Origin of the sequence: Paraburkholderia strydomiana, from assembly GCF_031456815.1 — a bacterium.
Taxonomy (GTDB): Bacteria; Pseudomonadota; Gammaproteobacteria; order Burkholderiales; family Burkholderiaceae; genus Paraburkholderia; species Paraburkholderia caledonica.
The window spans coordinates 439,767-460,903 of sequence record NZ_JAVDVL010000003.1 but is presented as its reverse complement, the minus strand read 5'-3'; the positions used below and the strand labels follow the sequence as shown (position 1 = coordinate 460,903).

The window sequence follows — 21,137 nt, the reverse complement described above, 5'->3', positions numbered from 1 at the left end:
CAATTAGCCCGCTTTGCCGATGGGCGCAAACCGCCGTTTGCCACGCGCCGGCGTCAGACGGCGGAACCGCTCTTTCTTGTGCTCTTCTTCAAAGTGACTGAGCGATGGCTTGACGAGATCGCTGCGCGAGACGATGCCGACAAGACGCATCGACTTTGCATCGGCTACAACGGGCAATCGTTCGAGGTCGTGCACTGCCAGTCTCGTCGCTACGAGACGACAGGTCTCCGAGGGCAACGCGAACGCCAGTGAACGCTGAACGAAGACGTCCGCGACGCTCATGGCGGGCCGCAGGTTCGGGTCCTCGTCGCGAAACTGTTCGAGCAGCGCGCGATCGGCCACGCCGATTACCACGGCGCCACGCACCACCGGGTACGCGCGACGCGCCTGCTTTGCACCGAAGAATCTGTCGAGCGCCGCGCCGACCGTCATGTCGGCTTCGATCGACTCGACGGAGGTTGTCATCACCTCGTCCACATGATGGCGCTCGAGAGGGTCCACCCCGTATTCGCGGTAGATGTGATAGCCGCGTCGCGCGATTTTTTCCGTCATGATCGAGCGGCGCATGGTGACCGTGGCAAAGCCGTGAGCGACTAGCGTAGCAGTGAGCAAGGGCAACAGCGCGTTGCTGTCGTGCGTGAGGCCGAACGCAAAGACGATGGCGGTCAACGGCGCACCGAGTGTCGCGCCGAGCGTTGCGGCCATACAGACGAGCGGCCATAGTGCAGGTTGATTGCCGGGCAGCCAGTGTGAGAGAACGGTGCCGAGTCCCGCGCCGAGCATCAGCAGCGGGGCGAGCACGCCACCGGATGTACCCGATCCGAGCGCGACGACCCACATGATGGCTTTCACCGCGAGCAACACGATGGCGATCTGCAATGCAATGTGTTGATGCAGGAGGTCGCCGATCACGTCGTAACCTACACCAAGTGCTCGCGGCTCCAGCCACCCGCCGATGCCCACTACGACGCCACCGAGTGCGGGCCACCACATCCAGTGGATTGGCAGCTTGCCGAACAGGTCTTCGGTTTTGTAGAGCGCGGCGGATAGTCCCGACGCGAGCGCGCCGGACAAAAGCCCTGCAATCAGGCAAGAAAATAGCGACCACCCATCTGGCGCGGCTGTTTCGAGCGGAAACAACGGACCTGTGCCGAAGAACGCCGCGCGAGCGAAACCGGCCACCGCGCAGGCCACGGCCACGGGCAGAAAACTGCGCGGCCGCCATTCGAAGAGCAGTAATTCCACGGCCAGCAAGACCGCCGCCACGGGCGTGCCGAACACGGCGGTCATGCCCGCTGCTGCGCCTGCCACGAGCAGCGTCTTGCGTTCCGCGGACGTGACTTTGAAGCATTGCGCAATCAGCGAGCCGAGCGCGCCGCCCGTCATGATGATGGGGCCCTCAGCGCCGAACGGGCCGCCGCTGCCGATCACGATGCCCGACGACAACGGCTTGAGCACGGCCACCTTGGGCGACATCCGGCTTTTGCCGAACAGGATCGCCTCGATCGCCTCGGGAATGCCATGCCCGCGAATCTTTTCCGAGCCGAACCGCGCCATCAGTCCGACGATCAGTCCGCCGATTATCGGCACGCCAATGACCCACATACCGAGGTTGTTATGGGCGGGCGAACGTTCGACGAACGACAATGTGCCGAAGAAAAACAGGTTCGTGAACAGATGAATCAGGTTCAGCAACACGAAGGCTGCGAGCGTGCTGACTCCGCCGATGCAAGCGGCGAGCGCGAAAATGCCCGGCAGTCGCGCGTTGGCGGAGAAGTCGCGCTTGTGGGAGTCGGTGTTCATGATTAGTCGAGGTCGATCTGAGGAACCTGGAAGGCGCCCTTGAGCGATCTGAGCTCGGCGCGATGAAGCTCGGCAAGTCTCGCAAGCACTCTTTCGCCTGCTTTTTCAATGTGTACTTCAACCTGGCGGCGGTCGGTCTCGCTAGTTTGACGGCGCACCAGACTGAGTGCTTCGCAGCGCGACACCAGCGCGACGACGCCATGATGCTGAGCCTGAAGCCGCTCCGCGAGTTCGCCGACAGTTGCCCAGTCGCGCTCCGGATATCCCTTGATATGCAGCAGCAACAGATACTGCAGCGGCGTAATACCTTCGCTTTGCGCGGCCTGTTCCGAGAACCGTTCGAAGCGCCGCATCTGATAGCGAAACTCCGACAGTTGCTCGAAGTCGGCTTTACGCAATCCTGGAGACCGTTCTTTCATTGCTCACCGCCAGCGTAGATAAGCAAAAATTGTATCATGAAATGATGTAATTCTGAGGGCGTGACTTTCGCGTCAAACGTTGTCCGTTTCTCGTTTCCCGCTGCGACGTGGCGTGCAACCGCGCGCAGTGCGATGCGATGTTGCGATCACGCGGCCTGCTGTGCCTTGACCACGGTCTGCCGATAGAGCCCGGAGATGAGATCCACTTGAGTAATCATGCCGACCACGTGTCCAGCGGTATCCAGCACAGGAATATGGTGGTGACCGAAGTTGGCAAACATCGGCACGAGGTCCGTAATCGGCGCATTGGTCTTGACGGTGCAGACGTCGGTGGTCATCACGCTGCCGACGGTTGGCGCACGCAGTGCATCGCCGCGCAGCCAGCCGTCTATATAGGCAATGAACGGCACGAACTGGCCGAAAATTCTTTTATCGACGAGATCTGCACGCGTGACGATGCCGATCAGACCGTGGTCCGCGTCGATCACCGGAAGCGCTTTCACCTTGTTGCGTTTCAACAGTGCCCATGCAGCGACCGCGCGGGTGCCCGCCGACACCGACACCACATGACGCGACATGATGTTCTCGCAGGTCAGTTCGTTGAAACTGCGTGAGAAGGCTTGAAGTTGAGTCTCGCGCAGCAGCGATTCCAGGTCGTCCGGGTCGATGTCGAGCATTTCACTGCGGCGCTTGAGTACGGCTTCGAGGTCGGCGCGTGTGAAGCCGGCGCGCGAGTCGGCGTCTGCCGTACTGCCCGCGCTGCGCGCCACGCGTGCCGAATGCGGATAACGGTGGCCGGTGGCGGCGTGATAGGCGATCGCGGCGGCGAGCAGCGCGACCGACTGTATTGCGATCGGTTCGAGCACGAACCGGTAGCCGAGCGCATGAATGGCGGGGCCCCCGAGCACGGCGGTCAACGCGACGGCACCCGATGGCGGGTGCACGCAGCGAAGCGCGAACATACCGCCAATGGCAAGCGCGACGGCCAGCGCGGCCGCCAGTGTGGGATCGCCGATCACGTTTGCGCACGTCACCCCGATCGTCGCAGAAACGAGATTTCCGCCGATGATCGACCATGGCTGCGCAAGCGGACTCGCGGGCACAGCAAACAGTAGTACGGCGGAAGCGCCCATCGGCGCAACCAGCAGAGGAATGTTCGCGCCCGGTCCCAACAGCAGATACATCGAGCCGCCGGTGAACGCGATACCGAGCAGCGCACCCAGACATGAGCGCGCGCGCTCCTGCCATTTGACGGTGACCGGAACGGGAACAAAGCTGGAAAGCCAGCGCAGGACGATGGAGCGGGACAAGATGCGAACGAGGAGTTAGTCGATTGTACTGGGCTGCGAAGATACCCGCGAAAGCTGCGCCAACGCGAATACCGTGTGGTCATAATTATATGCCAATATGATATAAAACGCCGGCGGCGCTTAGCGGTGACGCTGGCGGCGAAGGGCATTCACGCAACAGGGTTCTTTGCGATTGACGATCAGCTTGATCGGATTCCGCACTTCGTCGAAGAACTGAATGCGGATCTGATTTCCGGCGACAGAAACCAGCGGCTCAACGAATTTCGTGACCACCGTTCGCGCGTTCGACCTCGTTGACCCGATCAATAGCAGGGTCGCGCGCATACATGTACGTCCGATTGAACGGATAGTCGCTGTGAGCCCATCGCATGCGGCCCGCGTGACCATCATCGGCTTTTACCGACTCTGCGGGGCGCGACGCGAGAATCTGGAACAGCGACGTCCATCCGCGCTCGAATCCCATTGCCGATCCGGCCAGATACAGCCGGTACGCGCGGATAATTTTCTCCGCGTCCTTGCCGAGCACTTCGCGTGCTTGATCGAGATGTGCTTCCAGTGCATCCGCCCAATGCCATAGCGTTTTTGCGTAATGCGGACGCAGGCATTCTGCGTCTACCGGCTCGAGATTGCCGCGCGTCATCGCATTCATCATTACGCTTACGTGTACCAGTTGGCCGCCCGGAAAAATGTATCTGTCGATGAAGTCGCCCATACCGCCGCCGACTTCCGCGTTGTCGGCGCCGCCTGCAGTAATGCTGTGATTCATCATGAGACCGCCCGGTCTGAGCAGACGTCGCATCTTCGCAAAGTACGCCGGCAGGTTCAGGCGGCCGACGTGCTCGCACATGCCGACCGACGCGACCTTGTCGAACGGCGCGGATTCATCGACGTCCCGGTAGTCCTGCAGCAGCATCGTCACGCGGCCCTGAAGTCCCTTTTGCTCGATCAGTCGGTTGACGTACGCATGCTGGTTCCTGGAAAGCGTAATGCCGGTTGCAGCAACGCCGTAGTGTTCGGCGGCCCACAGCAACAGCGCACCCCAACCCGCGCCGACGTCGAGAAAGCGCTCGCCGGAGCGCAACATGAGTTTCCTGCAGATGTGGTCGAGCTTGGCCTGCTGCGCGTCGGCGAGAGACATATCCGGCGAAGAAAAGTAGGCGCATGAGTACACGCGTAGCGGGTCGAGCCACAGCGCGTAAAAATCGTCGGAGACGTCGTAGTGATGCTGGATCTGAGCGGCGTCTTTGGCGCGGCTATGGTGCGTGCGCTCCCAAATCGCGCGGCGCGCACGGTTCACGTGGTCCAGCAGCCATCCATGTGTTTCGTGTGTGGGATCGCTGCGCAGCAAGGCCGGCGCCGCAGCCATGAGGTCGTGCATGCTGCCGTCTATTTCCAGCCGGCCTTCCACGTAGTCTTCCGCGAGCCGGCCGATCGCTCCCTGAGTGAGATGCAGCAGCGCCCTCGTGTCGCGTATCTCGAACGACAGACGCGGCTCGCGCGCGCCGATGCGCTGACCGTCGGGCAGGGCCACAGAGCAGGGCAGCGGCATGCCGGCGATCTGCTGTTCCGCTGGCGAACGCAAAAGGCTCCAGAGCGTCATGGCGTTGGCTCCTTGCAACAACCTGGATGGTTCTTCCGAAGCATCATTCATGCCGCAAGAAAGGACCCGCCGGCGGGTTCTGGCGTTGCCGTGCCAATGAACCGGTCTTTACAGTTAGCTATCCGGATCGTCTGCAGACTCGACATACCGACTTGCGCCGAGGGTTTTCCATGAGAGTCGAATACCTGCGAATCGACATTGCAGCGAGGCTCACCGCGCAAGTTCCGTCTGCTTCTACTAATTGCCAAGCTTTCAGCGCAGTGACAGGATGCTTACATGATGGTGCCGACGGGAGCGCCATAGAACCATACGTCCATAACATCATGCAGCGCAGGAGCTTTGTACTCGCGACATTGAGCACGGCCGGCATGCTTGGCCGGCCGCATGCCGGGTCGTCTGCCGACTTCGAGATCGTTCATCCGCGAATCCGCACCGGCGGAGAGGTTCATGCGGCATTTGCGCTTGCAGTGCTGGACCTCGCGATGAGATCGGCAAAAGTCACCTATACGATTCGTCAGGCCGACGTGGCCATGGAGCGCGGCCGCGCGCTGGCAGACCTCGCCGACGGCGACTCCATTAATCTTCTTTGGACCAGCATGGATAGCCGGGCGGAAACCGGGCTGAACGTGGTCCACATTCCGGTGAATCGCGGCTTGATCGGATATCGCGTGTTTGTGATAAGGAAAGACCGGCAGGCCGACTTCGACAAGGTCGACAACGTAGCAGATCTGCGCCGGTTGACTGCGGGCCAGGGGCTCGGCTGGGTCGACACGGACATTCTGCTCGACGCCGGTCTGAAAGTGGAAACGTCCAGCACGGACACGTTATTCGCAATGACGCGCGCGGGCCGAATAGACTATTACCCGCGAGGCGTAATCGAAGCGTTCCCCGAACTCGAAGCGCGCAAGCAGGCGGAGCCCGACCTGACGGTTGAAAAACGTTTGCTGCTTAAGTACCGGTCGGACTTTCTCTTTTATGTGGCTCGCCGTGATCCCAGGCTCGCTATGACAATAGAGCGCGGCTTCATGGCGGCTTACAAAGACGGCTCATATATGCGGCTTTTCGATTCGCACCCGTACATTCAGCGCGCGCTGGCGCAAGCCAATTTGCGCGACAGGAAGGTGATAGAACTGGACAACCGTTATCTGTCCGCGGCTGACCGAAAGATTCCGGAAGAGTACTGGGCGCAGTGGCCGGCCATCGTGCGCGCAAGTGCACCCTAGCGGGGAGAGCAGGGCGTGCCGCGTCGCTCGCGAAAACCGGTGAGCGGGGGTCAGGATTTCCTTACCCTCGAATCAGGATACCCTTGACGGATCATGCGCGCTGCCTGACTGTTGCGCGATGAGTATCGTTCTATGATGGATGAATCAAAATGGCCTAACCGGGTAACAGAGATGATTCCCTATCCGTCGCAGCGTGAAACCGAGGTGGAGCATATCAACTCGATCTGCTTCCGTCTCTTCGACATCTGGTGCGAACGACGCAGCATCACGCCGTTGGGTTATCTGATGCATTGCTGGCCGCTAGTCGATAGCGGACCCAAGGCGATCAGGCGAGTCGGAGAAACGCTGCGAGAACTACGAAAGTCCCATCCGATGGAACTGGATGGCGAGGCAACGGCAATGCTTCGCGAGCTGACCGAATGCGTCGACGCTCTGCTGCTTCGTGCGGTTCACGAGCCGCAAGGCGTCATTGAAATCCGGCTGTCATCCTGAGCCAATGGGGATTGGCGCGAACTGCGGCAAGCAATGGGGCAATGGAGCAGGCAACGAAGCAGAGTACATTGCGATGCGCGCGCATGGCGTCATAAGATAGGAACAACCGCTTTTCGGCGCGGGCGCCTGACATAGCAGCGCGCTGCGCCAGCACGGAACGAGTAACGACATCACCATGCTTGCGGGGGCAATATGGCTGTCAACCCCATGGGGGAGTGGTGGTATCCGCTCAGGCGGTTACGGCACAGTATCGTGCTCCGGCTTCTTGCCATCGCGATCCTGTTTAGTTGCGTGCTCACCTTGTTGCTCACCGCGCTGCAGATTCATCGCGATTACAGCCAGGGCATTGCGCTCATAGAAAACCGCCTTTCGGACATCGACAAAAGTTACCGCGACAGTCTGGGCGAGGCGCTGTGGCGGCTCGACGAGGCGCAGTTGCGGCTTGAACTCGGCGGCATTCTGCGTCTGGCAGATATCAGTGTGGCTGAAGTGCGCCAGTCGGGCGGCAGTTCGGCGCCAACGCTCGTGAGCGCGGGCAGACCAGCCAGCGGGCCGTCGATAGCGCGTGAGTACCCGCTCATGCATCACGTGCTCGGCAACGACCAGCGCATCGGCACGCTATACGTGCAGGCTACGTTGAACCATCTGTACGACGATCTGAAGCACACGGCGTTGCTGATTCTCATCACTCAAGCCGCCAACATTTTCCTCGTTTCGCTTTTCATCGTCTTTATTCTGAATCGGCTCGTGACGCGCCATCTTGCGGTGCTTGCTCGTACTGTAGACGGCTACGACTTTCGCGAGCCAGCCGAACCTCTGAAGCTAAACCGGCGTGTGCCCCGCGAGCCCGACGAACTTGAGCGCGTGGTGACGGCGTTCAATTCGATGGGCGCCCGGCTGCATCGCGCATATCTCGACGAACGGGAGGCCGGTGCCGAACGCGAGGCGCGCCGCGCTGCCGAAGCAGCGAATCGAGCGAAGGGCGAGTTCCTGGCCAATATGAGTCACGAGTTGCGCACGCCGCTGAACGCGATTCTCGGCTATGCGCAGATCTTGCGGCGCGACCCGAGCCTGAGCGAGAGACAACGCGACGGCGTCGGCGTCATTCAACGCAGCGGCGAACATCTGCTCGGACTGATTGCAGATGCACTCGATTTCGCGCGGATAGAAGCGGGCCGGTTGCGCGTCGAGATAGGCGACGTGCCGCTCGCCGGCACGCTCGATGCGATTCGCGAAATCATCGAAGTGAAAAATGCGCAGAAGCATGTCGAGTTCATCTGGCGGGTGGCGCCCGACGTGCCCGACGCCGTTCGCGCGGACGAACGGCGCTTGCGTCAGGTGCTGCTGAACCTGCTCGCAAACGCATTCAACTTCACGGATCAAGGCAGCGTGAGCTTGCTGGTCGAAATGACTGCGAAGAACAGCGTGTGTTTCGAAGTGCGCGATACAGGCATCGGCATGGACGCCGACAAACTTCAGACCATTTTCGAGCCGTTCGAACAGATTGCGCACCTGGAGCGCGGCGCGGGTGGAACAGGGCTTGGGCTGACAATCAGTCAGCAGTTTCTGCACGCAATGGGCAGCGAAATTCACGTGCAGAGCCAGCCTGGCCGCGGCAGTGTATTCTGGTTCGAACTGCCGGCGGCCTCGGGTGCGCTCCCCGCCGCGCCGGTTATTGCCGATACTCGCATGACGACCGGTTACAAGGGAGCGCGCCGCAAGGTGCTGGTGATCGACGACGTCGCGATGAACCGCGCGGTGCTAGTGGACTTCCTCGGCCGGCTCGGGTTCGAGATCGTTGAAGCAACAGGCGGCCGCCAGGGACTCGCGAAAACGTTGAGCGAGCGACCGGCGCTGATCGTGACAGACATCGTAATGACCGATATGGATGGACTGGAAGCCACGCGCAGGTTGCGGCAGATTCAGGGTTTTTCGGAAGTGCCCGTGATTGCGACCTCCGCGAGTCCATCAGGCGCCGACGAACAGCGCAGCCTCGAAGCCGGCGCAAATGCGTTTCTCCCCAAGCCGATCGACTTCGGGAAACTGCTCGCGCATGTCGCGCGCCTGCTCGATCTCGAATGGACCTACGCGCCCGCGGGCGCTACAACCGGCGTGCAGGATGCCCCTGCTGGGCATCCTGTCGCGGTACCCGAAGACGAACTCGAAGAGTTGCATCTGCTCGCGCGCCGCGGCGATATGCAGGAGATAAGGCTGTGGGCCGAACGGGTCGCGACGCATGATCCACATTACCGCGCATTCGCCGCGCGGATTCTAAGCCTCGCGAAAGGCTATCAATCGAAAGCACTGCTCCAACTCGTCGAGGAGCAACTCGAACGCAGGGCGGTCGGATGAACGGCACCGCGCTTCCCGCTGACGACTCGCCCACGGTCCTGATCGCGGACGACAACCCGGCCAACCTGGCGATCGTTGTCGAGAGTCTGGTAGCGCGCGGCTTCAAGGTGCTCGTCGCGCTAGACGGCCCGGAGGCGATCCAACGCGCGCAATTCTCGCAGCCCGACCTGATTCTTCTCGACGTGAGGATGCCAGGCATAAACGGCTTCGAAACCTGCCGGCGTCTCAAGTCGGACGAGCGCACGCGCAATATCGCCGTGATCTTCATGACGTCGCTGACGGGCAGCGAGGACATGGTGGAAGGTTTCTCGGCAGGCGGCGTCGACTACCTGACGAAACCCGTCCACGTCGACGAAATGATGGCGCGCATCAGCACGCATCTTGCGCTCAGAGGCATGCATCAGAAGCTCATTGCGCAGAACCGGCAATTGCAGGACGAAGTGCTCGTGCGTCAGCGAGCCGAGGCCGCGTTGTCGCGCGTGCGCGACGGCCTCGAAGCAAGTGTCGCGCAGCGCACGGACGAACTGGGGCGCGCAAATGCGACGCTGCAGTCGCAGATCGAGGAACGCAGGCGTGCAGAAGCGCGGCTCGTCGCGAGCGAGTTCCGTTTTCGAACGATCGTCGAAACGAGTCCGGTGCCGCTTTGCATTACGTCGATGCCCGAAGGGCACGTTCTGTACACGAACAAGCCGTTGCGCGAACTCTTCGGCATCGATTACGTGACCACGCATATCGGCAACATCGCCGAGTTGTATGCGGATATCGCAGACCGCGACCGCCTTGTCGAAGACCTGCGTCATGAAGGAAGCTTTCGCAACACCGAAGTTCAGTTAAAGCGTGCGGACGGCTCGACGTTCTGGGCCATCGCGACTGCGCGTGTCGCGACCTACGACGATGCGCCCGCGATTTTCGTCGGCCTCAACGACATTACGGAACGCAAGCGGATCGAGCAGGAACTGGTGGGATCGCGCGAGCAGTTGCGCGAACTGTCTGCGTATATGGAAGCCATTCGCGAAGAGGAAAGAAAGCGTATCGCGATGGAAATTCACGACGAATTGGGCCAGTTGCTAACGGCGCTCAAGATGGACGTGTCGCTGCTTAAAATGCGACTCTCCGGCGATCTAGAAGTGGCGAAAAGAACCGACGACATGCGCGAGCTCGTTGAAAGAACCATCTGGATGGTGCGCAACGTCGCGAGCCATTTGAGGCCTGCAGCGCTCAATTACGGAATCGTATCGGCGCTCGAATGGCTCGTGGACGATTTCGGGCGGCGCAGCGGACTTGCCTGCCAGTTTCGTCTGAATGGCAGAGAGCCCGTGCTTTCCGATGCCCACGCAACCGCAATGTTTCGAATCGTGCAGGCTTCGCTGACGAACGTCGCGCGGCATGCATGCGCGACGCGAGCGGACGTCACGTTGACGAATACGTCGACGGCACTCGACCTGCATGTCAGCGACGACGGCTGCGGTTTCGATCAGGACGCCGTGCGTCGCGACTATTCGTACGGATTGCTCGGCATGAGCGAGCGGGCGCGTCTGATAGGCGGCTCGCTGCTGATCGACAGTGCGCCGGGAACGGGCACTGCGGTCTCGATACATATACCGCTTCAGGACGGGGTTCAGACATGATCAGGCTTCTGATTGCCGACGACCATCCGCTCGTGCGCGGAGGTCTCAAGCAGATAATCGAAACGACGCCCGACATTATGGTGGCGGGCGAAGCGGCGCAAGGTTCTGAAGTAATCGAGAAACTGCGCACCTGTCAGGTGGATTTGCTGCTGCTCGACATGACAATGCCGGGCATCAGCGGTGTCGATCTGATCCGGCGCGTGCGTGCCGAACGTCCGTCGCTGCCGGTACTCGTGCTGAGCATCCATAACGAGGCACAGGTGGTCTCTCGCGCGCTGCGTGCGGGCGCAACGGGTTATGTCACGAAAGACAGCAATCCCGACGTGCTGCTCGCTGCAATTCATAAGCTCGCCGAAGGCGGACGCTTCATCGACCCGAAACTGGTGGAGGGAATCGTTTTCGAAACGTATTCGGGCGACGCGCCGCCGCACGAAATTCTTTCCGATCGCGAGTTTCAGGTTCTGCAAATGCTTGCGCTCGGCAAGAGCCTGAATGAAATTGCCGATGCTTTCGCGCTCAGCGCGAAAACGATCAGCACGCACAAGATGCGACTCATGCAGAAGCTCGGCCTTGCCAATAACGCGGACCTGATTCGCTATGCGATAAGGCACGGACTGGTCGCCGAATAGATAGTGGACACGCGTCAGGAAAACCTGAGTACTGAAGCAGGCATTCCTGATCTGACATTCCGCCGCCGCCGATGGAGGCGTTGCCACCGTCGTTCTACGATGCACCATGCGAATGAGCGGAGGAGTTATGGCGGCGTCAGAGCGATCGTTGCGCGAGCTGGTCGAGAAGTGGCTGGACACGAGCGGTGCAGCATCGGCTCGAATCCAGTTGCAGCTTTCCGCCGGCCAGGGGAACAGACGCTGCATATGTGTCGAGGCACAACGTGAGACGGGCACGTTGACGCTCTTTTTCTTCCATCACGGCAACGGTTTGTGGCACGTATTCCCGCCTGACGAGCGGCCCGCCATGAGGGTAGCCACCACCGCCGGCCAGGCGGCAATACGCGCGAAGAAGGGAGGATCATGACCCACGATGAATGGGGTTGGGGATCGCCGAAAGTATTGGCGCTGCGTATGTGGATGAGTGTGTGGTACGACCATGCGGTCGTGTCCGGCTTCATTCGCACGTCTTTCACGCTGAACGACGCGGACGCCGAGCGGCTCGAAGGCTATTTCAATCTCGGCCTGACACCGGAGGAAGGTGCTCGCGTGTTCTTTTCCAAATCGCATTAAATCCTGCTTTAAACATTCTCTCCGGCAGCAGTTTCGTTTAGCATCAGTGCCACTTTCATATGAAGAACTTGAGACATGGCACTCATCGCACGGAACGTACTCGGCATTGCCGTACTGCTCTTCATCGCTTTCATCTTTTCGACGAATCGGCGTGCCATTCGCTTACGGACTGTAAGTAGCGCATTGCTCGCGCAAATCTGCATCGGCGCATTTATTCTCTTCGTGCCGCTTGGCAAGACGATTCTCGCGGCGGCCGCCGCAGGCGTAAATAACGTGCTTGGCTACGGCAATGCCGGCATCGAGTTCCTGTTCGGCGGACTCGTGCAGTCCAGAATGTTCGAGGTGTTCGGCAACGGTGGTTTCGTCTTTGCTGTGCGGGTGTTGCCGGCCATTATCTTCGTGACCGCGCTGATTTCCGTGTTGTACTACCTGGGCGTGATGCGCTGGATCGTGATCGTGCTCGGCACGGTGTTTCAGAAGCTGCTCGGCGTGTCGAAGCTGGAGTCGTTTTCCGCTGTCACCACGATCTTTCTCGGCCAGAGCGAAATGCCCGCGGTTATCAAACCGTTCACGCGCGACATGACAGGCGCCGAACTGTTCGCGGTGATGTCGAGCGGCATGGCCGCGGTTGCCGGCTCGGTGCTGGCGGGTTACGCGGGCCTTGGCGTACGGATCGAATATCTGCTCGCGGCGTCCTTCATGGCGGTGCCAGGCGGGCTGTTGTTCGCGAAGATCATTCATCCGTCGACTGAGCCGAGCCGCGTTCATCTCGACAACCTCAATTTCGACGAAAAGCGTCCCGCGAATGTGATCGAGGCGGCTAGCTCGGGCGCGACCGTGGGCCTTAGGATCGCGGTCATGGTGGGCGCGATGCTGATTGCGTTCGTCGGTCTGATCGCGCTGCTCAACGGCCTCGTTGGCGGCATAGGCGGCTGGTTCGGCCACCCGCAACTGTCGATGCAATCGGTCCTCGGCGTGGTGTTCGCGCCGCTCGCATGGCTGATCGGCGTCCCGTGGAACGAGGCGGCGATTGCCGGCAATTTCCTCGGGCAGAAGATCATTCTCAACGAGTTCGTTGCATACGCATCGTTATCGCCGTACCTGAAAGATGCGGCGAGCGTGACTGCTGCGGGCTTGCATGCGCTCGATCCGCGTACCATTGCTATTCTGTCGTTTGCGTTATGCGGCTTTGCGAACTTTGCGTCGATTGCGGTGCTCACGGGCGGCTTTAGCGCCGTCGCGCCGGAACGCCGCGCCGAGGTCGCGCGCTACGGGTTGCGTGTCGTGCTCGCGGCAACGCTCTCCAATCTGATGAGCGCGACCATCGCGGGCATGTTCATTACGCTCAATTGAATCGAGGATGTCTTGCACGAACATGGAACAGCTGTTGGAACGCGCAGGCGTGGCGCGAGAAAAGGCCTATGCGCCCTATTCGAAATTCAAGGTCGGCGCGGCGTTGCTGACGAAAGACGGCCGTGTGTTCGACGGCTGCAACGTCGAGAATGCGTCGTACGGGTTGTGCAACTGCGCTGAACGTACAGCGTTTTTCAGCGCGATTGCGGCAGGTTATCAGCGCGACCAGTTTGCCGCGCTCGCTGTGATCGGCGATACGGAGGGGCCGATTGCACCTTGCGGCGCGTGCCGCCAGGTGATCATCGAACTGGGCGGTCCCGAGTTGCCGATTCGTCTCGGCAATCTCCACGGCGCAACGCGCGACACGACCGCGCGCGAACAACTGCCGGACGCGTTCTATCTATGAGCACGCCATGAGCACGCACAAGCTGATCTACGACACCGACCCCGGCGTCGACGATGCCATGGCGCTCGTGTTCCAGGCGCTGCATCCGGATATCGAACTGCTCGGACTAACGAGCGTATTCGGCAACGCCACGATCGAGACCACTACGCACAACGCGCGCTTTCTTGCAGGCCGGTTCGCGCCGGGCGTGCCGGTCGCGCGCGGCGCTGCGGCGCCGCTCAAGCGAGCCGCGCCGCAACCGCTCGCGCGGATTCACGGTGACAACGGACTCGGGAACATCGCGCTGGGCGCCACTGAACATGCGCCGCTCGATGCACGGCCCGCGCACCGATTCATCATCGACACGGTGCGTGCGCATCCTGGCGAAGTCACGCTGCTTGCAGTCGGCCCGCTGACCAATCTTGCGCTGGCGCTTGCGGAAGATCCGCAGATCGCGCCGCTCGTCAAGCAGGTCGTGATCATGGGCGGCGCATTCGGCACGGACGGCGTGCTCGGCAACGTCACGCCCGCAGCCGAGGCCAACATTCTCGGCGACCCCGATGCTGCCGATACCGTGTTCGGCGCGGCGTGGCCCGTCGCGATTGTCGGGCTCGACGTCACGCAGCGCACCGTCATGAGCCAGGAGTATCTGGCGTCGATCCGCGACCGTGGCGGCGCGGCGGGCCAGTTCGTGTGGGACGTGTCGCGGCATTACGAGGCGTTTCATCAGCAAAGCGCGCAGCTCCAGGGCATCTACGTGCACGATTCGTCGGCCGTCGCGTATGTGCTGGCGCCGCATCTGTACACCACGCGCAGCGGTCCTGTGCGGGTGCTGACGGACGGCATCGCGGTCGGCCAGACTATTCAGAAGCCGTCCACTATGCCCGTGCCCGCGCCGGACTGGGACGAGCGGCCGGAGTGCCAGGTTTGCGTCGGCGTTGACGCGGCCGGCATGCTCGCGCTGTACGAGAGCACAGTGTGCGCACGAGGTTGAACGGTCGGTCTCGTTGACCGGACGAAGAATGCCGGCTCACGTCAGGCCCAGCATGGGCGCTTGTCCGATGCGTTGCGTCGATCTTTGCTACATTGCTTCGAGCGACGACATTCACTCGAGAGGTCAGAGATGCGAATTCTAGTGGTGGGAGCGGGGGCGGTAGGCGGCTACTTCGGCGGACGACTCGCAGCGGCAGGGCAGGACGTCACCTTCCTCGTGCGCGCGGGCCGGGCGGACAGGCTTCAGCGCGACGGACTGGTGATCAGGAGCCCGCGCGGCGATCTCACTCAGCGCGACGTCAAAACGATTCTGGCCGGCGTGAACGCCGAGCCGTTCGATCTCGTGCTGCTAAGCTGCAAGGCCTACAGTCTCGACGACGCAATCGATTCATTTGCTCCGCTCGTGGGCGAATCAACGCTGATTTTGCCGATGCTCAACGGCATGCGCCATATCGACGTGCTCACGCAGAAATTCGGCGAAGCGCGAGTGCTCGGCGGCCAATGCGTGATTGCGGCCACGCTCAACGCGGACCAGCAGATCGTGCACCTGAACGAAATGCATGCGGTTACGTTCGGGGAACTAGCGGGCGGCATATCGGAACGCGTACAAGCCATTGCCGATGCAATGGCCGGCGCGAACTTCGACGTCACCGTCAGCGAGAACATCCTGTTGCGCATGTGGGAAAAGTGGGTGTTCCTCGCCACGCTGGCGGCGAGCACGTGTCTGATGCGCGGTTCGATCGGCGACATACTGTCCGCGCCCGACGGCAAGCGCGTAATCGAAGGCCTGCTCGGCGAGTGTCGCGCGGTTGCGGAACAGAACAGCTTTACCATGGCGCCAGACTTCGATGCGCGCGCAACGCAAACGCTCTTCACACCGTCTCCGCTCACTGCGTCCATGTTGCGCGACGTGGAAAATCACTCGCATACTGAGGCGGATCACATACTCGGCGATCTGATCTCGCGCGGCGGCGAAGCGCAAAACGGCGACCACGCTTTGACGTTGTTGCGCATCGCGTATAGCCATCTGAAGACGTATGAAGCGAGGCAAACGCGCACGTCGTAAGCCTTCGGTCGCAAGTCGCGAGTCGTGTGACCGGAGGTTGCCGTAACCGCTCAATGACCGGAGGCGAACATGCCGGCTCCAATCGGATCAGTGCCCGCGCTCAGCGCGGCGTCGGCTACGATTTTCTCGATCGGTATCGCTTTCCTCGGCTACTGGGGAATGTATGAGCCGACCGGGTGGCGTGTTGCCGACATTATTGTGTTCGTACTCGCGCTGATCGGCTTTGGATGCCTCGGGCTTGTACCGTGGATGGCCACGAGCCCCGTGGAGCCGGAGACAAGCGACGTCAGGATACGCATTGCGCGTCATCTGTTTCTTGCTGGCGTCATGGCAATCTGGCTCGCGGTGGCGATCTCGGTGATCTTCTGAGCCGCCACCCACATGACGTAAAAACGCGCGCCCCGCAGCACGGTGGCGCGCGTTTCATTCAGGCGAAGCGGGAAGCCTAGCGTTCGATCTGCCGGTTCCAGCGCGTGTCCCATTGCGCACGGTGCGCATTGATAGTGTCCCAGTCCACCACCGTGACTTTGCGTACGAGGTCTTCCACGTTGCCGAGGCTTTGCTGCATCGGCGGCGTCATTTTCGCGAGACGGTTGGTCGGAATCTGGCGGCCGGCTTCGGCGGCTTTCGTCTGCGCCGGCGCGGACAGCAGGAACTGCGCGAGCTTTTGTGCAAGTTGCGGGTCGGGGTTGTTGTTGACCACGCACAGATCGACGAGCAGCAGCACGGGACCTTCCTTCGGATTCACATAGCCGACCGGAATTCCTTTATCGGCCAGATCGCCAACCGCGGTCGGCGTCAGCGGAAAGAGGCCGGCCTCGCCGGTCTGCACCATTTCCGAAATCTTCGCCGAGTTCGGCACGTACTCGACGACGTTGGGGCCAACCGTGCTGGCCCATTTCGTGAAGCCCGGTTCGACGTTCTGCTCGGTACCGCCCATCAAACGGTTGATCGCGAGGAAACCGTGCAGGCCGAACGTGCTGCTCGAGGCGGATTGGAACACCACCTTGCCCTTGTATTTCGGATCGGCGAAATCCATCCATGACGTAGGCGGCGCCCAGCCTTTTTCAGCGAACAGCTTCTTGTTGTACGCAATACCGGTCATGCCGAGTTGCACGCCCGCGCCCATGTCGTCCTTCATACGCGCGAACGGATAGAGTTCCTTGAGCACCGGCGAGTCGTCGAGCTTTTTGCATACGCCCATGCTGACGGCGCGCGCCATCACGCCGTCGTCGAGAAACACTACGTGAATCTGCGGACTCGCCTTGTTTGCGAGCAGCTTAGCGAGAATATCCGACGACGTGCCCGGCACCACGACTACTTTCACATTGTTCGCTTTCTCGAAGTCGGGCAGCACCTGGCTCGTGTACGCCTTTTCCATCGGGCCGCCATTCATGCCGATGTAGATCGTCTTCGTTTGCGACCATGCGGGTGCTGCCGCGCCGAATGCGCACAATGCGGCCAATGCCGCGATCGTCCTGAACAATTTCATTAAAGGCTCCTGAGTTTCACAAACGTGATCTAAGCGACGGATGAAGTAGCAAGCTGCGCAAAGCGGCCAATCGAAAAAGCGTCGAGAGGCGTGGCCGTGGTGCCGTCGATAACGAGATCGGCGAGCACCTCGCCAACTCCGGGCGCGAGCAGAAAGCCCCCGCCCGAAAAGCCGAATGCATGCAACAGACGCGGCACTGCGCGGCTCGGCCCGATGATCGGATTGCTGTCGGGCGTCTCGCCTTCCACACCGCTCCATGTGCGAATCAGTAGCGCCTCGCGCAACGCGGGCAGCAGCGCGCACGCGTCGCGCATGACGGCCCGCGTGGTTTCCGTCGACGGTTGACCGTATTCGCCGTCGCCATGCCCGCGTCCGCCGCCGATCACGCAATTGCCGCGCGCCACTTGCCGCGCATAGATGCCGCCGCCATACACGCCCAGGTTGTGCGTGATGAAAAGCGGCAGCGGCTCGGTGACCCACATGTTCGGATAGATCGGCTTCATCGGCGCGCTTTCGCCGAAGTAGCCCGCCACCGTATTCGCCCACGCGCCGGCGGAATTGATCAGCCAGTCCGCGCTGATCTGCGTGTCGCCCGCGCGCATATGGAAGCGCTTGCCGTCGTGATGAATGCCGCTCAATGCGGTCTGCTCGCGCACGTCCGCGCCCGCGGCACGCGCAGCGCGCGCAAATGCGGGCGACACGAGGCGCGGATTCGCGTGTCCGTCGCTCGCGCATAACGATCCGCCGACAGCCGCCGCGCCGAGCCACGGATAGCGCTCGCGAAACTGCGCGCCGCTCAGCAACTGCGCGTGGAGTCCGTAATCGCGCGCCATATCCGCCCATTGCTGAAGCGCGGCAAGGTCGCTCTCGCTGCGAGCGAGGCGTAAATGTCCCGACACCGTAAATTCGCCGTCGATGCCGATCAGGTCCGGCAAGCGGTCCCAGATACGACGCGCGCGCATGGCGAGCGGCATCTGCTCGACCGGGCGGCCCTGGCAGCGTACGCCGCCGTAGTTCACACCGCTCGCCTGCGCGCCGCAAAAGCGCCGCTCGAAGAGGCCCACGCGCAAGCCGCGCCTGGCAAGCGCGAGTGCCGCCGACGAACCGACGAGACCGCCGCCCGCGATCGCCACCTCGTAGTGCGGTGCGTCACTCATCGCGGGCCTCCTCTGGAATCGCAGCGACATCGTCGGCATACATCGCGGGCGACAGCGGGATGGGTTTGACTGGCGGCTGGCTGCGCAGGCGGCCAACTGCTTCGAGTGGGCGGCCGGTTTCTTCGGCGAGCAATAGAAGCGCGGCTTCGCCGCACATGCGTCCCTGGCAACGACCCATGCCGACGCGAGTCAGCGCCTTCAGGCGGTTGATCTCGTTCGCTTCGCCACCGCGGATGCAACGCCGTAACGTGCCCGCATCGACTTCCTCGCAACGACAGACGGTCATGTCGTCGGGCCATTGCGCGGCGCATTTCGGGGGCGGTTCGAATGCCGTCTCAATGCCCGCGCGGAAGACGGAGATATGTTGCAGCTTGCGTTCAATCGATGCGGCGTCGAGCATGCCGGGTCCGCGTGGATGTTGGATGCCGAGATCGTCGAGCAAGGCCAGCGCGGCGCGGCGTCCCGCGAGTTCGGCAGCGTCGGCGCCCGCGATGCCTGCGCCGTCGCCGGCCAGATAGAGCCCGCTCACGGAGCTGCGCCCGGCGGAGTCGAGTTCGGGCAGCCAGCAACGGTTGAGCGCGTCGAACCGGAAACGGCAACCGGCGAGATCCGCAAGCTGCGTTTCGGGCTTCAGGCCGAAACTGATGCCCACCGCGTCACATACAATTGATTCGGTAACCGAACTATTTTCGGAGGAGCACCATTCGATTGCCTCGACATTGCGCGTGCCGCGAATACCAACAAGCTTCACGCCCCGTTCGATACGTATGCGATGCGCGTTGAGCCAGCCGACGTAATACAGACCCTTGGCGAATGTCGCCGGAAGCCGGGCGAGTTTCGAAGCGGCCGAAATCTGTTGGCTGAGCGGGCTCGTATCGAGCACGGCCATGACCTGCGCGCCCGCTTTGACGTACTGATATGCGACGAGATACAGCAATGGGCCTGTGCCCGTGAGCACCACGCGCCGGCCGATTGCGCAGCCTTGCGACTTTAACGCGACCTGGGCCGCGCCGAGTGTATAGACGCCGGGTAAGGTCCAGCCGGGCACAGGCAAAACGCGGTCCGTCGCGCCGCTCGCAATGAGCAGATGCGAGAACGGCACACTGATTTCGCGTCCCGCCTGAAGTGTGTCGAGTCGACCGGTTTCGCAAGCCCACGCGAGTGTGTCGGGCCGATAATCGATGTAAGGCAGGAGCGCTTGCATTGTCGTATGCAACGCGTCGGCTTTGCGCGCCTCGAAGCCGTAGAGCGTCTTCTTCGAGCGCTGGAAGCCGCCATGTTCCGGTGGCTGCCGGTAGATCTGTCCACCCCAGCGCGCATTTTCATCTACCACGGTGGGACGCATGCCTGCCGCGACCAGCGTTTCGGCAGCGCGCACGCCGGCCGGTCCGGCGCCGACAATCACAATGCGGCGATCGTCGCTCATTGCGCGTCTCCACTGTGGCTTTTCGCTGCGGCGCTTGCCGGTTCGATACGCGTCAGCACCCGCAGTCCCGGGGTGACGAGCGTCGAGCACGCGCGCAGACGTTTGCCGTCTTCGGTGCGCATCCAGCAGTCCTGGCACGCGCCGATCAGGCAGAAACCGGCGCGCGGCGCACCGCTGAATTCGCTGTCGCGCACGCGCCGCTGTTGCATCAGCACGGCGGTCAGCAATGTATCGCCCTGCAGAGCGGACACTTCCCGGCCGTCGAGATAAAAGTGCAGAGGTTCGCGCCGCGTTTCGGCGATGCGGACGAACTGAGCCTCGCCTGTGGGCACTGCGGCGTCGGACGGCGAGGAATTGGACTGCATGAGGGCATGAACAGAAGAAGACATCAGTGCTGGCCGATCAGAATGCGGTTGAGTCCATACACGCGATCGAGCAGCAGCATTGCTCCCGCCGTAATGAAGATCACGAGCGCGGAGACGGAGGCCATCATCGGATCGATGGATTCTGTCGCGTACATATACATACGAACGGGCAGCGTGACGGTTTGCGGCGACGTTACGAAGATCGACATCGTCAGTTCGTCGAAGCTGTTGATAAAGGCCAGCAGCCAGCCGCCGGTTATGCCGGGCAGAATCATCGGCAACGTGATGCGGCGAAACGCGGTCCACGAATCGGCTCCGAGCGAATGCGCGGCGTGTTCCACGCTGCGGTCAAGGCCGCTTACCGAGGCCAGCACGAGCCGCATGACGAACGGCGTAATGATGATCATGTGCGCGAGGATCAACCACGCGAACGAGCCAGTCGCGCCGATCAGCGCGAAAAACCGCAGCAGTGCGATGCCGAGTACAAGACCGGGAATCACTAGCGGCGAGAGCAGCAAGCCGTTCAGAAAAGCACGGCCTGGAAAGCGCGCGCGGCCAATGGCGAGCGCGGCGGGCAGTGCGACGATCAGCGAGAGCGTCGCCGATGCAAACGCGAGCTTCAGGCTGTTGAAAAACGCCGAGATGAAGTCGGGGTAGTTGAGAATCGCGCGAAACCAGCGCAGCGAGACACCGTGCGTGGGCAGCGTGAGCGTTTCGTCGGGCGTGAAGGCGACCAGCACGACGATCACAAGCGGCGCGAGCACGAACGCAATGACGAGCGTGTGGAAAATCAACGCAATGGGACCGTTCTTTCTCATGATATTTCCGCGCG

21 protein-coding genes are annotated in these 21,137 nt (G+C 61.7%); 12 read left to right on the top strand and 9 right to left on the bottom strand.

What is annotated here, in order from left to right; translation table 11 throughout:
* Positions 1–3 precede the first annotated feature (3 nt).
* From J2W46_RS11610 to J2W46_RS11595, 4 genes are all read right to left on the bottom strand, one after another.
* A complete protein-coding gene (locus J2W46_RS11610; protein WP_310353791.1) occupies positions 4–1,803 on the bottom strand; it encodes a chloride channel protein in 1,800 nt (599 codons plus the stop codon).
* A 2-nt stretch (positions 1,804–1,805) separates the two neighbouring features.
* Entirely contained in the window at positions 1,806–2,222 is a 417-nt protein-coding gene (locus J2W46_RS11605; RefSeq protein ID WP_027804649.1) for a MarR family winged helix-turn-helix transcriptional regulator, read from the bottom strand.
* Between the two features lie 146 nt (positions 2,223–2,368).
* On the bottom strand, positions 2,369–3,532 hold the full coding sequence (locus J2W46_RS11600; RefSeq protein WP_310353783.1) for an HPP family protein: 1,164 nt from the start codon (positions 3,530–3,532) through the stop codon (positions 2,369–2,371).
* Positions 3,533–3,785: 253 nt separating this feature from the next.
* Positions 3,786–5,132, bottom strand: a complete 1,347-nt coding sequence (locus J2W46_RS11595; protein ID WP_310353781.1) for a class I SAM-dependent methyltransferase — start codon at positions 5,130–5,132, stop codon at positions 3,786–3,788.
* A gap of 323 nt (positions 5,133–5,455) precedes the next feature.
* On the opposite strand from J2W46_RS11595, the gene J2W46_RS11590 reads away from it, so the two are divergent.
* The 12 genes from J2W46_RS11590 (at position 5,456) to J2W46_RS11535 (ending at position 16,234) form a co-directional block, all read left to right on the top strand.
* Positions 5,456–6,355, top strand: coding sequence for a hypothetical protein (locus tag J2W46_RS11590; protein ID WP_310353779.1), 900 nt, complete (start codon positions 5,456–5,458; stop codon positions 6,353–6,355).
* Between the two features lie 171 nt (positions 6,356–6,526).
* On the top strand, positions 6,527–6,847 hold the full coding sequence (locus J2W46_RS11585; RefSeq protein ID WP_020068144.1) for a hypothetical protein: 321 nt from the start codon (positions 6,527–6,529) through the stop codon (positions 6,845–6,847).
* Between the two features lie 192 nt (positions 6,848–7,039).
* Positions 7,040–9,199: a hybrid sensor histidine kinase/response regulator gene (locus tag J2W46_RS11580; protein ID WP_310353777.1), complete on the top strand. Its 2,160-nt coding sequence runs from the start codon at positions 7,040–7,042 to the stop codon at positions 9,197–9,199.
* Positions 9,196–10,827 carry a hybrid sensor histidine kinase/response regulator gene (locus J2W46_RS11575; RefSeq protein ID WP_310353774.1) on the top strand — a complete coding sequence of 544 codons (1,632 nt, stop codon included), beginning with the start codon at positions 9,196–9,198 and terminating at the stop codon, positions 10,825–10,827. The genes J2W46_RS11580 and J2W46_RS11575 overlap by 4 nt, the downstream gene beginning before the upstream one ends.
* A complete protein-coding gene (locus tag J2W46_RS11570) occupies positions 10,824–11,456 on the top strand; it encodes a response regulator (protein WP_020068147.1) in 633 nt (210 codons plus the stop codon). The genes J2W46_RS11575 and J2W46_RS11570 overlap by 4 nt, the downstream gene beginning before the upstream one ends.
* Before the next feature lie 112 nt (positions 11,457–11,568).
* Positions 11,569–11,862: a hypothetical protein gene (locus J2W46_RS11565; protein WP_310353771.1), complete on the top strand. Its 294-nt coding sequence runs from the start codon at positions 11,569–11,571 to the stop codon at positions 11,860–11,862.
* Entirely contained in the window at positions 11,859–12,068 is a 210-nt protein-coding gene (locus J2W46_RS11560; protein ID WP_087753931.1) for a hypothetical protein, read from the top strand. Before J2W46_RS11565 ends, J2W46_RS11560 begins: the two co-directional genes overlap by 4 nt.
* Positions 12,069–12,143: 75 nt before the next feature.
* A complete protein-coding gene (locus tag J2W46_RS11555) occupies positions 12,144–13,421 on the top strand; it encodes a NupC/NupG family nucleoside CNT transporter (RefSeq protein ID WP_310353767.1) in 1,278 nt (425 codons plus the stop codon).
* Between the two features lie 7 nt (positions 13,422–13,428).
* Entirely contained in the window at positions 13,429–13,827 is a 399-nt protein-coding gene (locus J2W46_RS11550) for a cytidine deaminase (RefSeq protein ID WP_374726820.1), read from the top strand.
* 7 nt (positions 13,828–13,834) lie between these two features.
* The gene (locus tag J2W46_RS11545) at positions 13,835–14,800 is read left to right on the top strand and encodes a nucleoside hydrolase (protein ID WP_310353762.1); all 966 of its coding nucleotides are present in this window, start codon (positions 13,835–13,837) and stop codon (positions 14,798–14,800) included.
* A 129-nt stretch (positions 14,801–14,929) separates the two neighbouring features.
* On the top strand, positions 14,930–15,865 hold the full coding sequence (gene panE, locus J2W46_RS11540) for a 2-dehydropantoate 2-reductase (RefSeq protein ID WP_310353760.1): 936 nt from the start codon (positions 14,930–14,932) through the stop codon (positions 15,863–15,865).
* A gap of 69 nt (positions 15,866–15,934) precedes the next feature.
* Positions 15,935–16,234, top strand: a complete 300-nt coding sequence (locus tag J2W46_RS11535; protein WP_088173314.1) for a hypothetical protein — start codon at positions 15,935–15,937, stop codon at positions 16,232–16,234.
* A 76-nt stretch (positions 16,235–16,310) separates the two neighbouring features.
* Here J2W46_RS11535 and J2W46_RS11530 read toward each other — a convergent pair whose 3' ends face one another.
* The 5 genes from J2W46_RS11530 to J2W46_RS11510 are packed head-to-tail and all read right to left on the bottom strand — an operon-like array spanning position 16,311 to position 21,123.
* Positions 16,311–17,357, bottom strand: a complete 1,047-nt coding sequence (locus J2W46_RS11530) for an ABC transporter substrate-binding protein (protein ID WP_020068155.1) — start codon at positions 17,355–17,357, stop codon at positions 16,311–16,313.
* Positions 17,358–17,386: 29 nt separating this feature from the next.
* Positions 17,387–18,514: an NAD(P)/FAD-dependent oxidoreductase gene (locus J2W46_RS11525; protein ID WP_310353757.1), complete on the bottom strand. Its 1,128-nt coding sequence runs from the start codon at positions 18,512–18,514 to the stop codon at positions 17,387–17,389.
* A complete protein-coding gene (locus J2W46_RS11520; RefSeq protein ID WP_310353754.1) occupies positions 18,507–19,940 on the bottom strand; it encodes an FAD/NAD(P)-dependent oxidoreductase in 1,434 nt (477 codons plus the stop codon). The genes J2W46_RS11525 and J2W46_RS11520 overlap by 8 nt, the downstream gene beginning before the upstream one ends.
* Complete coding sequence (locus J2W46_RS11515) at positions 19,937–20,305, bottom strand: (2Fe-2S)-binding protein (RefSeq protein WP_310353752.1); 369 nt, start codon at positions 20,303–20,305, stop codon at positions 19,937–19,939. The genes J2W46_RS11520 and J2W46_RS11515 overlap by 4 nt, the downstream gene beginning before the upstream one ends.
* Positions 20,306–20,328: 23 nt before the next feature.
* Complete coding sequence (locus J2W46_RS11510) at positions 20,329–21,123, bottom strand: ABC transporter permease (protein ID WP_131318868.1); 795 nt, start codon at positions 21,121–21,123, stop codon at positions 20,329–20,331.
* Between the last annotated feature and the right edge of the window lie 14 nt (positions 21,124–21,137).